Annotated in this window: 10 protein-coding genes; 4 read left to right on the top strand and 6 right to left on the bottom strand. The window is 66.5% G+C overall.

Going from position 1 to position 13,983, the window contains the following annotated elements:
• Positions 1 to 27: 27 nt before the first annotated feature.
• The 6 genes from AUL39_RS00225 to AUL39_RS00200 form a co-directional block, all read right to left on the bottom strand.
• Positions 28 to 2,868: an ABC transporter permease gene (locus AUL39_RS00225; RefSeq protein ID WP_059052460.1), complete on the bottom strand. Its 2,841-nt coding sequence runs from the start codon at positions 2,866 to 2,868 to the stop codon at positions 28 to 30.
• Between the two features lie 5 nt (positions 2,869 to 2,873).
• Positions 2,874 to 3,554: an ABC transporter ATP-binding protein gene (locus tag AUL39_RS00220; RefSeq protein ID WP_059053996.1), complete on the bottom strand. Its 681-nt coding sequence runs from the start codon at positions 3,552 to 3,554 to the stop codon at positions 2,874 to 2,876.
• A gap of 76 nt (positions 3,555 to 3,630) precedes the next feature.
• Positions 3,631 to 4,662 (bottom strand): sensor histidine kinase, encoded by a 1,032-nt coding sequence (locus tag AUL39_RS00215; protein ID WP_059052457.1) that lies wholly within the window; start codon positions 4,660 to 4,662, stop codon positions 3,631 to 3,633.
• A 4-nt stretch (positions 4,663 to 4,666) separates the two neighbouring features.
• The gene (locus tag AUL39_RS00210) at positions 4,667 to 5,344 is read right to left on the bottom strand and encodes a response regulator transcription factor (RefSeq protein WP_059052456.1); all 678 of its coding nucleotides are present in this window, start codon (positions 5,342 to 5,344) and stop codon (positions 4,667 to 4,669) included.
• Between the two features lie 131 nt (positions 5,345 to 5,475).
• A complete protein-coding gene (locus AUL39_RS00205) occupies positions 5,476 to 6,300 on the bottom strand; it encodes an MBL fold metallo-hydrolase (RefSeq protein WP_059052454.1) in 825 nt (274 codons plus the stop codon).
• Positions 6,301 to 6,674: 374 nt separating this feature from the next.
• Positions 6,675 to 7,502: a hypothetical protein gene (locus AUL39_RS00200; RefSeq protein WP_059052452.1), complete on the bottom strand. Its 828-nt coding sequence runs from the start codon at positions 7,500 to 7,502 to the stop codon at positions 6,675 to 6,677.
• A gap of 1,056 nt (positions 7,503 to 8,558) precedes the next feature.
• Between AUL39_RS00200 and tilS the strand changes: the two genes are divergently transcribed.
• Genes tilS through AUL39_RS00180 form a run of 4 tightly spaced genes read left to right on the top strand, consistent with a single transcriptional unit; the run spans position 8,559 to position 13,956 of the window.
• On the top strand, positions 8,559 to 10,094 hold the full coding sequence (tilS, locus tag AUL39_RS00195; protein ID WP_082667150.1) for a tRNA lysidine(34) synthetase TilS: 1,536 nt from the start codon (positions 8,559 to 8,561) through the stop codon (positions 10,092 to 10,094).
• A gap of 54 nt (positions 10,095 to 10,148) precedes the next feature.
• Positions 10,149 to 10,700, top strand: coding sequence for a hypoxanthine phosphoribosyltransferase (gene hpt / locus AUL39_RS00190; RefSeq protein WP_059052450.1), 552 nt, complete (start codon positions 10,149 to 10,151; stop codon positions 10,698 to 10,700).
• 39 nt (positions 10,701 to 10,739) lie between these two features.
• Positions 10,740 to 12,782: an ATP-dependent zinc metalloprotease FtsH gene (ftsH, locus tag AUL39_RS00185; RefSeq protein WP_082667149.1), complete on the top strand. Its 2,043-nt coding sequence runs from the start codon at positions 10,740 to 10,742 to the stop codon at positions 12,780 to 12,782.
• Positions 12,772 to 13,956, top strand: coding sequence for a pyridoxal phosphate-dependent aminotransferase (locus AUL39_RS00180; RefSeq protein WP_059052448.1), 1,185 nt, complete (start codon positions 12,772 to 12,774; stop codon positions 13,954 to 13,956). Before ftsH ends, AUL39_RS00180 begins: the two co-directional genes overlap by 11 nt.
• Positions 13,957 to 13,983 lie beyond the last annotated feature (27 nt).

Genomic DNA, 13,983 nt, shown 5'->3' with positions numbered 1-13,983 from the left:
TGAGGGGAGAGGGGAGGGGGGAGGGGGCTAGATTGCGTCGGCGCGGAGGGCCTCCACGATGTTCAGCGCGTGGCTGCGGCGCAGCGCGTAGGCAACGGAGAGCCCCAGCACCGCTACCACGCCCGTAACGGCCCCCGCCACATAGCCCCAGGGCAGCTCGAACGAGAGGCCCACGCTGGAACTCAGCGCAGTCCAGAAGAGCCAGACCACGCCCACCGAGAAGACAAGGCCAATTCCAAGCCCGCGCAGCGCGTAGCTTGCGCACTCGGCCACGAGCATGCGACGGAACCCCTTGGGTCCCAGGCCCACGCTCTGTAGCACGGCAAACTCGCGCGTGCGCAGGATGATGCTCGTGGAGAGCGTGTTAAACACGTTAGCAACGGCGATGAGCAGGCACACCACCGAGAAGATCGTCACCAGGAGCTTGAAGAGGCCAACGATGGCCTCGGTCATCTCGTTTTGAGCCACGTTATTGTTGACGTATGCCGTGGCGTTGTCGCTGACCGTGGCGTCGGCTGCCGCTTCGAGGGCGTTGCCCGCGTCAAAGGGATCGGCGCCCTCAGCAAGCGAGAACGGCACCACGATGCTTGTTGCCGAGAAGAGATTGGGGCGCGCCTCGAGAGCCGAGCGCGGCATGATGACGGGAAGTATCGAGGAAGACGTGAGGCCCGTGTTGGCGAGCTGGTCCGGAAGCGAGTCGAGCGTTCCCACAAAGGTGATGGTGCCAGAATCCACGGCCGCATCATCAATGCTGGTCTGCCGCTGCGACCCGCTCGCTCCGCCGTCCGAGTTCTCCCACGTCTGGACCAAGGCACCGCCGTTGGAGTCAAGCAGGAGGGTCGACTGCGCGTCGCTCAGCTCGTAGACGGTCGCGGTGGTAGGCGTGCCGTACGGGGCAACCGTCCTCACGCTGTTCGATTCCATCCATGCCAGCACGTTGAGCGCCAGCGCCGGCATGCTCGTGCCATCTGTCGTCGTGGCGCTGCCTGCTCCGGCCTCCTTGCAGAGCTCGGCCCAGGTGTTGTCATCCACAAACGAGACGAGCATGGGACCGGCGTACGAGCCGTTCTCGGCGGCGCCGCTATCGCCAGCGTAGTAGTCTGCGAGAAACGCGCGGCCGTCTGCAGAGACGCTGCCGGCGGGAAGGGTGACCTCGAGGGCGCCGTTCACGATGGCCGAGCTGGACGTGAGGCCATCTACCTGGCCTGATATGCCCTGCACGTCTCGCACAAGGCCCAGGGTTGCCTTGGATACGGTGCCCTGGTCGGCTTCCTGCCTGTTGTAGATGGTGAGCGAGATATCAGAGCGCCCAACGGCGCCGAGGTCGCTGCCAACATCCATGGCGCGCCCCATGTAGAGCGAGATGGCGCCGGATAGCACGATGAGGACAACTGAGAGCGCGAGCGACACCACGACGGTGCGGCCACGCGAGCTGGAGCGCGAGAGGTTCCTGCTTGCCAGAAGACCGGGAAGCCCGGCGATGCGCTCGAGCAGCGGCGCCCGCGGCGCCTTCCCGGTGGCCTGGGCCTTCTCGATTGCGCGCTCGGTCCGCTTGGAGAGCCTGATGTCTTGCTGCTGGCGAATGGCGTCGATCGCCGAGACCCTGCTCGCCCGCCACGCCGGTGCCCAGGCGCTGGCGAGAAGCACAAGGAATGACGCAGCGGCCATGCCTGCAACCACAGCCGGGCTTATCACCAGAGGAATGCCCTGGGCGGTCCCCGAGAGCGAACTGCGGAACATGGCGTCAAACGCCCGCGCCGAGCTGCTGAGCATTGCCGCGACCCCGGCCAGCCCGGCTGCGAGCCCCACCGGTATGCCCACAACGCCAATCGCCACAGCCTCCAAGAGCACCGTCCTTCTCAGCTGGCGCTTTGACGCGCCCAGCGAGGAGAGCAGGCCAAACTGACGCGTGCGCTCGGCCACCGAGATCGAGAATGAGTTGCCAATCATCCCGATGGCTGCAACCACGATGACCCCACCAATCACGGCGACCATGCCGCTCAGCGACTCCATGACGGTGCTCTCGTCGCTCGCCATTCCCTGGAGCGCCAGCAGCTGGCCGTGGAGGTAGTAGTCCTCCTCGCCAAAGATGGGGGCCGCCCAGCCCTTGAGCGCGTCCCGCGTGGAGAGGCCGCTCGTGCTTACCCACACGCGCGTGAAGACGGGGTTCGAGACGTCGTTTGGCGAGACGATCGCGGTGGCGCCGGCCTCCTCAAAGGCGGTGAAGTCGTTTCTCAGGAAGTGCTGGGGCACGTAGAAGCCCACCACGGTGAAGCTGCGTGTGGTCGTAGGCGTGCCGAGGGAGTCGCCGTCGCCGAGCGTGGCGCCAAGCGGCAGCGTGACGGTGGACCCCAGCTCGATGGGGCCGTCGCTGGCGGCGCTGGCGCCCGAGCCGTCGTCTGCGAGCGTGACGCCGGAGAACGTGACAGGCAGCATGACCTCGCCCGGCGCCTCGGGCTCGCGGCCGGAGCGCACCGTGGGCATCACGGTGAGGCTGCGCGCCTGGTCTGCGCCGCCGCGCAGCACCCGCGGTGCGGTCTGGATGGCAAGCAACGTGGTGCTTAGGTCCGCGTCGCTCGCATACGAGGCAAAGCCTGCCACCTGGGAATCCATGGCAGTCGCCACGTTGGTCTCTGTCGCCAGCCGGCCAAGGGCCGAGTCTGCCTCGGCCGGCTGGAGGCTGTCGTAAACCTGCCAGGAGCCCTCGGTCTCTATGGTGCGGCCGAGAAGGGCTGCGGCGACGCTCGTGGCGGTGGCCACCACGCCCGTGAGCAGGGCCGTCGAGAGGATCACGCCAATCACGGTGACCACGGTGCGCGTGCGGTTCTTGCGGAGCGACCGTAGGGTGTAGCTTGCGAAGACCCCCATCGCGCTCACCCCCTGCGCTCGTCTGAGACCACGCGGCCGTCCTCGATGGCAATCACGCGCTGGGCCATGAGGGCCACGTCCTCATCGTGCGTGATTACTACGAGGGTCTGGTGCAGGTCCTTGTTGGACGCACGCAGAAGCCGCATGATCTCGGCCGAGTTCTTGGAGTCGAGGTTGCCAGTGGGCTCGTCCGCAAGCACGATGGCGGGTGAGTTCATGAGTGCCCGGCCAATGGCAACGCGCTGCTGCTGGCCGCCGGAGAGCTGGTTGGGCAAGTGGTGCTCGAAGCCCCTAAGGCCAAGCGACGAGACAAGCGTGGCCAGGCGCTGCTCGTTTACCTTGCGGCCGTCCATGCGCACCGGAAGCGTGATGTTCTCCTCTACGTCCAGAACGGGGATGAGGTTGTAGAACTGGTACACCAGCCCCACCTCGCGGCGGCGGAAGACGGCGAGCTGCTCGTCCGAGCGCTTGTACACGTCCTCGCCGTTCATGCGCACCGTGCCCGAGGTGGGACGGTCGACGCCGCCCATGAGGTGCATGAGCGTCGACTTGCCAGAGCCGGATGAGCCTACGATGGCCACAAACTCGCCGGCCGCGATGGAAAGGCTCACGTCGTCAAGCGCCCGTACGGCGGCGGGCCCGGTTCCGTAGACCTTGGTGAGATGCTCGATGCTCAGGATGTCCATGGAGCTCCCCTCGATTGCCTGTGGTTGTGCCACCATGGTGCGCCCGCGCTCCCACGCGGCCATGACGCGCGCGTGACTAAACCGTCACCTTGGGAAAGACCAGGTCAAACCGCGCGCCTCCGGTGGGGCTCACGTTTGAGGCCGTGATCTGGGCGCCCTGGGCAACAAGCAGCGCCCGCGAGAGCGAGAGGCCAATCCCCACGCCGCTGGGGTTGCACACGTCCTCGTCGCGACGGGTTGCGTTGCCCGCGCCGTGGTAGAAGCGGTCAAATACGTGGGGCAGGTCCTTCTCGGCAATGCCTGGTCCGGTGTCCTCCACGCATATGCGGCAGGCCACGGTGTCCTCGCGGGCGGTAATGCGCACGGTGCCACCGGCGGGTGTGTGCTCCACGCAGTTCTTGAGCACGTTGGTCAGCGCCTCGCGAGTCCAGGCGGCGTCGCCCATGAACGAGCAGCCGGGCTCCACACGCGCCTGGAAGGTCACGCCGGCGAGGTCCGCGGCCACGGCGAGCGGATCTTGCGCCGCCTTGGCCAGCGCGGCAACGTCGACGCGGCGACGCTCAAGACGCACCACGCCAGCGTCCAGGCGCGCGAGCTTGAGCAGTGACGAGACGAGCCACTGCAGCTGCTCGAGCATGCGTCCGCAGTCGCGCACGCGCTGGGAGTCCTCCGGCGTCGCGGCCGCCTTGCGCATGAGCTCAAGCTCGATGCCAAGCGATGTGAGCGGGGTTCTCAGCTGGTGGGAGATGTCGGCCAGGGCGTCGGCGAGCGTGTGCTTCTCGGCCTCAAGCTCCTCGTTGGCCACGACCAGGCGCGTCACGGTCTTGTCGAGCTGGCTGGCGAGAATGGCCAGCTCGCCCTCGCCCATGCCCCTGAAGCTCACGTTGCGCTCTCCGGAGAGCGCGCGGTCCAGGCGCTCGGAGAGCTGGGCGATGCGGCGGTAGCGCAGGGCGGTCGAGACGGCGAAAAGCGCAACGAGAACGATGCCGCACGCGGCGACCCATGCTGCCGCGGCTGGGCCAGCCTGCAGCCAGGCGCCGGCGCAGAGGGCTGCGGTTGCGGCGGCACCTATGCCGAGAAGGGCGATGAACCTGGAATCGCGGGGCATGGCGCTACTCCGCCGCGCGGTAGCCCATGCCGCGAACGGTACGGATGAGCTGCGGGTTTGCCGGATCGTCCTCGATCTTGTCGCGCAGGCGGCGAATGTAGACCGAGAGGGTGTTCTCCTCCACATAGGCGCCGGAGTCCTCCCAGAGCGCCTCGCGCATCATGTCGCGCGTGACGATGCCGCCCGCCTTGCTTGCAAAGAGCAGCAGCAGGCGGTACTCGACGGCCGAGAGGTCCAGCTCGCGACCGTCCTTGGTCGCGCGTGCGCGGGCGGGATCAACGATGACGCTGCCCAGGTGCAGCAGGTGCTGCGTGGGCTGCGAGCGCCGCAGCACGGTGCGAATGCGGGCGAGCAGCTCGCGCGGCCGGAAGGGCTTGGCAATGTAGTCGTCGGCGCCCATCGAGAGGCCGGCAACGGTGTTGAACTCGTCGTCCGAGGCGGTGAGAAAGATTACGGGCAGGTGCGGGCGGGCCTCCTTGAGCGCGCCGCACACGGCGAATCCGTTGCCCTGCTCCAGCGTGACGTCGAGAAGCACGAGGTCAAAGGGCTTCTCGACACGCGTGCCCAGGGTTATGGCGCCATCTTGGCTGGGCGTTGCCTCGACGTTGTAGCCCTCGGAGCGGAGGAGCTCCGTGAGCGTGCGAACTATGTCTGCGTTGTCCTCGACGAGCAGAATGCGCATGGCGCCTCCCCGGTTGTGCGGCGATTGCGTGGTGTCGCGGCGGTCGCGCGGTCGCGCGGTCGCGCGGCGGGCGTTCCGGCGGTGCGGCCCCGGCGGTCGCGACTCCTGCGCGGCACGTTACCACATCACACTTACCACACCGAGAGCGGCGCGTCCTGGGCAGAGACGCAGACGGTCAGGTGGCCGTCGGGCGTGCGCGCCTCCGTGAACGTCTCGTTGGTTGCCTCGGCGCCCACGGCGGCGGCCAGCGTGCGCACCGCAACGCTGGGTCGGTTGTTCTCGTGCGAGAGGTGCATACCCACGATGACCTCGGTCTCGTTGGTCACAAGGTCCTGCAGCGCGTCGGCTGCCTGGGCGTTAGAGAGGTGCCCCTGGCGACCGTGGATGCGCTGCTTGAGGTAGCCGGGGTAGGGGCCCGTGGCAAGCATGCGCTCGTCGTGGTTGGACTCGAGCGCGAGCACGCGGCAGCCGGTGAGCGCCTGGCCGGCGTCGTCGGTAAGCACGCCCGTGTCGGTGCAGTAGCCCAGGGCGTCCGCAAGCTCGCCGTTCTCGTCCGTGGTCGCGAAGCGAAAGCCCACCGGGTCCGCCACGTCGTGGCTGGTGGGGAAGACGGTCACGTGCATGCCGCACAGCTCGAGCGCGTCCATGTGATTGATGACCTCAAACGGGAGCTGCGAGAGGCGTTCGCGCGCGGCGATGGTGCCGGCCGTCGCGAAGAGCGGGCCGTCAAAGTGGTTGGCAAAGACCGGCAGGCCAGAGACGTGATCGGTGTGCTCGTGGGTGAGAAGGACCGCGCGGACGTCGCCCATGTCGACGCCCAGCTCGCTGGCGCGCGCAAAGAGCGTGCGGCGGGCGATGCCGTCGTCGATGAGCACGCTGCCCGTGGGGCCTTCGACCACGGCAGCGTTGCCCTTCGAGCCCGATGCCAGGACGTGCAGGTGGATCTGTGGGGTCATGCGACGGTTCCTCTCAGTGGTTGGGTAGTGCGTTTTGCGCGCCGCGGTGTTGCGCGGTGGCGTTGCGCAGCGGACAGCGTAGCAGCACCGCGCCAGCCCGTCAGCGCCCCTCGCCCAAGGCCCGAAAAGTGAACACGAATTCAATCCCATGCGGTGTCCCGCGGCAAAATCCCTGTTGGCGAGAAGTGCAAAAGCGCCGTCATTGAAAACGTGTTCACTTTTTCGGGCCGGGAGGAGGCCGGGAGGGGGCGGGGCTTAGGCCGGAGCTTGGGCCTCGAGCCGAGGCCTGGGGTCGCCGCCCAGCCGGAGGCCCGGCCGCCGGGCGCTCGCAGCAAACGAGCCGCGGCGGCCTTCTCGTGCCCGCATGCTACGCTCTACATGCGCTTTATTGTCATCTTGCCATTATCAAACGTGATGTCGTAATCCTCGACCGTTGCCTCGGGCGGCTCGCGCCTGGCCAGTTCCTGGCTTAGCTCCCTTCCACGCCGCCCCGGAAGCATCGACCAGATGAGTCGCTGTCGCTCCTCCGCAAGCTTCGGCCTTCTCAGCACGCGTCTGTGCTTCGAGTAGTCGCGCTGGTCAATGCGCTCGAGAAGTGACATCGCCTGCAGCATTACGCGGTCAATGCCGCCGGAATCGTAGAAGTCTTCCTTGGTCACGGGGAGAATCGCGAGCCCCTGCACCAGCAGGTCGCGGTCGCGGCGCTTGTCGGCAACGACCGCCTTGCGCATGTTAGTAGCCGTATTGCTGTCGAGAAGTCCGGTCCCAGCCATGTCGGGAGCATCCTCTCCAAAGTGGGGTCCGCCATCATAGTTGAAACCAACGTGGGTATCTCTCACGAGCGAGTCGGGAACGCGACTCTTCTTGTCCACAAGCGAGAGGAGCGGCCCACGCACAATAAACCTAGGATTAAGCTGCAACTCCCCAAGCTCATATCCAAGCTCGTGAAGCGGCATGCGCGCAAGCCCGTTGAGAAGCGCCTCCTGCGGAGACCACGCCTCGTCCATGAGCCACTCTGCTACCCTACGGCTCTGCTCGAGTCCCGCAAGATCATGAACCGCCGAGACATACGACCGAATTTTATCTGCAGTGGTTATTGGCTTGATGCCGAATGTAGTGGTGCCGTCGCGCGGGTCGCGTGCGTCGCGCGAGAACCGCCCGCACAGCTCGAGCCCCACAAGAAGCTGCGCGATTGGGGACATGATGGTTCCAAGTTCAATAAAGAGCAGCTCGGGGCGGGGAATTCGAACCGTGCTGTTCAGTTCGGTGATGGGGGCCGCCGGTAAGCCGCGCGCGTATACAGTGTTTCTCGCGGTCCGAGAGCGAATGCGTGCGCCAGGCCGGGGGACCATCACCTGGACACGCCCGTGCACGCTGGAAAGACTGGTGCCCACGGATTCCAGGCACGCGTTAATACGCCGCCGCGTCCAATACCTCCCCGGTGCGACCATGGATGTCTCGAGGCCGTGGCGGTCCGCGGTGAGCGTGCGCCCCGAACTTCGCCATACGCGGAGGATGTGCAGGGCGGTGAGCTTGTTGAACGTTATTCTCATCCCGACCTCCCCGGACAGTGGATTCCCGGTGTCTCTCGGTGCGCCTGCCGCGCGTTCTGGCGTGTTCTGAGAGCCTACGCCAACCCCGCCCTCAACCCCTCTCTGGAAAGTGAACACGATTTCAATGGGTGGGTCTGCCATGCGACAAAGGCCCTGTTGAACGAGGCCTTCGCGCATGCGTAATTGAAAACGTGTTCACTTTCATGCGCCTCACATGTGTCAGATTGGGAGGGGCCGTTTTGGGGCCAAAGGGCGATGGTGGCGAGAAATAATGTCACGAAGGTGTGTTTTTATGCCCCAGATCCCAAAGCCGTCAGAATAAACCGTTCACTTGGCGCTTGTCTGGCCCTTCTCGGCGTCTCCTTGGCGCGAAAATGTACGTCGTGGCTTGCGCGAGAAATACCATCGTTTCGCCACACTAATAGCTGCTGGACTCAGCCGCTCCGAACTTTATCGCCTGGCCGTCGAAAGCCCGCGTTCCCTCACGAAAAGTGAACACGAATTCAATCCGGCTGGGATGATGTGGCCAAAACCCCAGTTGGCGAGCAGCACGATGTTGTTGCAACCGAAAACGTGTTCACTTTCGAGGGAGCGGGCCGGGCGGTCGCCGTTGGTCGTGGGGTGCGACGGGGTAGAATCGTGCGCGTAATCGCGCGCGCCGGCACCGCGCCGGCACCGTACGCACCCGAAGGGAGGAAATCGCACATGCCAAGCGTTGCTCGTAGATACGGCTCGGGGGACGCCGGCTCCGGCAGCCCCTTCGAGCGACCGTCCCGCAGCACCGACGACGCTCTGCGCGCTCCCGTTATCCTCATGGTCTCCGGCGGCGCGGACTCCACAGCCCTTCTGGTGCTGGCGGCAACCTCCGCGCTGAACATCGAAGACGGCCGCGGCCGCGCACGCATCGCCCGCGAGCGCCTCCACGTGCTTCACGTGAACCATCGCCTGCGCGGCATCGACGCCGACGAGGACGAGGAGTTTGTTCGTGACCTCGCCGCCCGCTACGGCATCCCCTGCACCATCCGCCGCGTGGACGTGGCCGCGCTGGCAGCGGCGTCCCCGGACGGCAACGTAGAGAATGCCGGCCGAGAGGTGCGCTACAGCGAAGCCACCCGCTTGGCCAACGAGCTCTCGGCCCAGCTTGGCACGCCTCGCTCGGCCGCGCGCATCCTCACTGCCCACACGGCCAACGACCGCGCCGAGACCTTCGTGATGAACGCCATCCGCGGCACCGGCGCCTCGGGTCTCTCGTCCATCCCTCGCCGACGCAACCGCGTGGTTCGCCCGCTGCTCGACCGCACGCATGACGAGCTCTGCGAGTTCCTGCGCATGCGCGGCATCGTGTGGCGCGAGGACGACACAAACGCCGACACGCGCTACCTGCGCGCTTACGTGCGCCACGAGGTTATGCCGGTGCTTGAACGGAGAAACCCGCGCGTGGTGGCAAGCCTCTCGACCACCTGCGACATCCTCTCGGACGAGGACGCCTACCTCACCGCCGTCGCCGCGCGCACCCTGCGCGACCTCACGCGCCGCACGGGGGAGGGCGCCCTCGCGCTGGACGCCGCGCGCCTCTCTGCCTGTGAGGTCGCAATCGCCCGACGCGTGGTGCGCGCGGCCATCCTCGAGGTCTGCCCCGAGGCCCGTCTTGAGGCGCGCCACATCGCCCAGGTGCTCTCGCTCGTCGCGGCAGGCACCGGCTCGGCGTCCATCCCCATGGGCGCGGAGGCTCGCGTCGAGTACGGCCTGCTCTTCCTGCGTGCCCACGCGCCAAAGGCCGGCGACTTCGCCGGCTGGCTGGAGGTCCCCGGCGAGCTCCCCCTGGGGGACCCGCGCCCGGGCCGCGCGTCCACGCACCTCTCGGCGCGCCTCCTTCCGGCGCCGGACGGCGCGGACATCCCGGCGCTTGCCCTCTCGCACGGCCGCGAGTGGGCCGGCACCTCGGTTCTTCTCGATGCTTCTGCCTGTGGCATCGACGCCAACCTGGGCGGCCGGCTCTGGGTCGACTCCCCGCACCCGGGCGACGTCCTGTGCCCCCTGGGCATGCACGGCCAGTCTAAGAAGGTCTCCGACCTTCTCAACGAGGCCCGCATCCCGGCGGCCGAGCGCCCGCTGGTGCCCGTGGTGCGCACCTCGCCCACCGGCCCCGTGGTGTGGGTTGCAGGAATCAGGGCCGACGAGCGCGCTCGCTGCACGCCACGCACCTCACACTTGCTAGAATTGAGTCTCCGAACAGCATAGACGGCGCGCAGGCCGAGAAGCGCGGCGAGCGCCCGTCGGGAGTGGAGGATCGCAATGGCAGAGATGCATCCTGACGTGGAGAGCGTCGTCCTGAGCGAGGAGGACATCCACCGGATCGTGTCCCGCATGGGGCGTCAGATCTCCGAGGACTACGCCGACAAGAACCCGCTCATCGTGGCCGTCCTGCGTGGGGCCTTCGTCTTCACCGCAGACCTCATGCGCGCCATCACCGTGCCGTGCTCGGTGGACTTCATGGCCGTGAGCAGCTACGGCGACGGCGTCAAGAGCTCGGGCGTGGTGCGCATCGTGAAGGACCTGGACACAAAGGTCGAGGGGCGCCACGTCATTGTGGCCGAGGACATTCTCGACTCCGGTCTTACCCTGTCCTACCTGGTGAAGCTCCTGCAGTCGAGAAAACCCGCGTCCATCGAGATCGCGGCCTTCTCGATCAAGGACATTCCCAACCACACGCCGGCCGTCACCCCGCGCTACGTGGGCGCGCACGTGCCCGACGCCTTTGTGGTGGGCTATGGCCTGGACTACGCCGAGCGCTACCGCAACCTGCCCTACGTGGGCATCCTCAAGCCTGAGGTTTACACCAAGTAGCGCCCCGGCCCCAGAAAGCAATCGCAAGGAGACGTTTTCGTGTCAGACAACAACCCGCTCGACAAGCTCCCCACCCCGGGAGGTGACAACCGCGGCCCGCAGAACCAGCGCAGCTTCCTGGTGACGCTGCTCATCATTGTGGCGATCGTGGCGTATTTGGCCTTCTCCACCGGCCAGAGTCCGCTTTCCTCCTCGGACACCGTGGACACGCTGGCAACCAACGAGTTCGTGACCGCGGTCAAGGACGACCGCGTGAACTCGGTCACGTTTAAGACCTCGGACGGCAGCATCTCGGGTGACTACTGGACGAGCGAGGACGACTTGGGCGACAAGTCCAAGCTCAAGAAGTTCAAGAGCTACTACGTGGGCGCGGATTCGCTGGAAGAGCTCATGGCCAAGCACTCCGAGACGTCGTTCACCATCGACACCTCGGACGGCAGCGCCTGGGAGACCGTCCTGCTCTCGGTTGTGCCCACGCTGCTTCTCGTGGGCGTCTTCGTCTACTACATGCGCCGCATGAGCGAGCAGAACGGCCGCACAATGGACTTCGCCAAGACCAAGGCGCAGACCACCGAGGAGGAGCGTCCCAAGGTCAAGTTCTCCGACGTCGCGGGCATCGACGAGGCGGTGGAAGAGCTCAAGGAGGTACGCGACTTCCTGCGCGAGCCCGAGCGCTACCAGAAGATGGGCGCAAAGATTCCGCACGGCGTGCTTCTTGTGGGGCCCCCGGGCACGGGCAAGACGCTGCTTGCCAAGGCCGTGGCTGGCGAGGCGGGCGTGCCGTTCTTCTCGATATCCGGCTCTGACTTCGTGGAGATGTTCGTGGGCGTGGGCGCAAGCCGCGTGCGCGACCTCTTCAAGCAGGCCAAGGCAGCCGCGCCCTGCATCATCTTCATCGACGAGATCGACGCCGTGGGACGTCAGCGTGGAGCCGGCCTGGGCGGTGGCCACGACGAGCGCGAGCAGACCCTGAACCAGCTGCTGGTAGAGATGGACGGCTTCGAGGACAACTCGGCCGTCATTCTCATTGCCGCAACCAACCGCCCGGACATTCTCGACCCGGCGCTGCTGCGTCCCGGCCGCTTTGACCGTCGCGTGACCGTGGACCGCCCGGACGTCAAGGGGCGCGAGAAGATCCTGCGCGTGCACGCGCGCAACAAGCCCTTTGACAGCACGGTGGACTTTGCCGCAATCGCTAAGATCACGCCGGGCTTCACCGGCGCAGACCTCGCAAACCTCATGAACGAGTCCGCGCTTCTCGCCGCGCGCAGGCACAAGGAGAAGATCGGCCAGGACGAGGTTGAGGAGGCCATGGAGCGCGTGATCGCCGGCCCCGAGCGCAAGAGCCGTGTGATCACTGAGAAGGAGCGCCGCGTCATTGCGTTCCACGAGAGCGGCCACGCACTTGTCGGCCACGTGCTCGAGAACTCCGACCCGGTGCACAAGATCTCGATCGTGAGCCGCGGCCAGGCCCTTGGCTACACCATGCAGATGCCCGAGGAGGACCACTTCCTCGAGACGCGCGATGGCATGCTCGACCAGATTGCCGTACTGCTCGCCGGCCGCACAGCCGAGGAGCTCTTCTGTGACGACATCACCACTGGCGCGAGCAACGACCTCGAGCGCGCCACCAAGCTGGCCCGCGAGATGGTCACGCGCTACGGCATGAGCGAGGAGCTGGGCACGCAGGTCTTTGGCGAGGCGCAGCACGAGGTCTTCCTTGGCCGCGACTACGCGCAGCACAACGACTACGCGGCCGAGACCGCCAAGCGCATCGACGACGAGGTCGAGCGCATCATGCGCGAGGCCCACGCCCGCGCCCGCGAGGTCCTGGAGGCCAGGCGGCCGCGGATGGAGACCATGGCCGAGGTTCTGCTCCAGCGCGAGACCGTCGAGGGCGAGGCTGTGAACGCGCTGCTCGACGGCACGTGGGATGAATACCTGGCCAAACACCCTGAGAAGGCCGAAAAGTCTGCTGATGGCGCAGCAGACAGCGCTGAGGTTGTCGCCGCGCCGGAGGATGCCCCCGCGCCCGACGCCCCTGAGCAAGACCCCACAGAGAGGAACACCAATGACGATTAACGAGAAGAACTACGCCTACGGGGCGTCCAAGTCGTCCATCCGCGAGATTGCCGCCTACGGCGCCGCGCGCAAGGCGCAGATTGGCGCTGAGAACGTCTTTGACTTCAGCCTGGGCAACCCGTCGATCCCCTCGCCGGACGCGGTCCGCGAGTCCATCGAGCGCTCGCTCCAGCTGCCGCCCACGCAGCTCCACAGCTACACCCCGGCCGCTGGCCTGCCCTTTGTTCGCGAGAAGCTCGCCGCGTCGCTCTGCCGTCGCTATGGCGAGAACACCGCTGCCGCCGGCGACCTCTATCTCACCTGCGGTGCGGCGGCGTCGCTCTCCATCAGCTTCCACGCGGTGGTCAACCCTGGCGACGAGGTCATCGTGATTGCCCCGTACTTCCCCGAGTACCGCGTATGGATTGAGACCGCCGGCGCCACATGCGTCGAGGTCATGGCAGACCCCGAGACCTTCCAGATTGACACCGAGGCCGTGCGTGCCGCCGTCACCCCGCGCACGAAGGCCGTCGTGATCAACTCGCCCAACAACCCCGTGGGCTCGGTCTACTCGGCGCAGAACCTTGCCGCGCTGGCAGACGTCCTGCACGAGCGCGAGGATGCCCTCGGTACCGCCATCTACCTTGTGGCCGACGAGCCCTACCGCGAGATCTCCTACGGCGTGGAGGTCCCCTGGGTCCCGGCAATCTACGACCGCACGCTGGTTTGCTACTCGTACTCCAAGAGCCTCTCGCTTCCTGGCGAGCGCATAGGCTGGGTGCTCGTGCCACCCACCAACCCCGACCACGACCGACTTGTTCCCGCCATCGCGGGCGCCGGCCGCTCGCTGGGCTTCGTCTGCGCGCCCGCGCTCTTCCAGCGCGTGATTGCCGACTGCTGCGACGTGCCCTCCGATGTTGATGCCTACGCGCGCAACCGCGAGGCGCTCACCCGCGGCCTCTCCGAGCTGGGCTACCACTACATCGAGCCGCAGGGCGCCTTCTACCTGTGGGTCAAGGCCCTCGAGCCCGACGCCAACGCGTTCTTCGAGCGCGCAAAGTCCCTCGAGCTCCTGCCCGTCCCGTCCGATAGCTTTGGCTGCACGGGTTGGGTGCGCATTGGCTACTGCGTGAGCTACGAGACCATCGTGAACTCCATGCCCGCATGGAAGAAGTTGGCCGAGAGCTACAAGTAAGTGTCTGCGGCGGGCGTACTCCCACAC

Origin of the sequence: Tractidigestivibacter scatoligenes, assembly GCF_001494635.1 — a bacterium.
GTDB classification, from domain to species: Bacteria; Actinomycetota; Coriobacteriia; order Coriobacteriales; family Atopobiaceae; genus Tractidigestivibacter; species Tractidigestivibacter scatoligenes.
The sequence above is the reverse complement of the archived record's forward strand: the minus strand, read 5'-3'. Positions and strand labels throughout refer to the sequence as shown.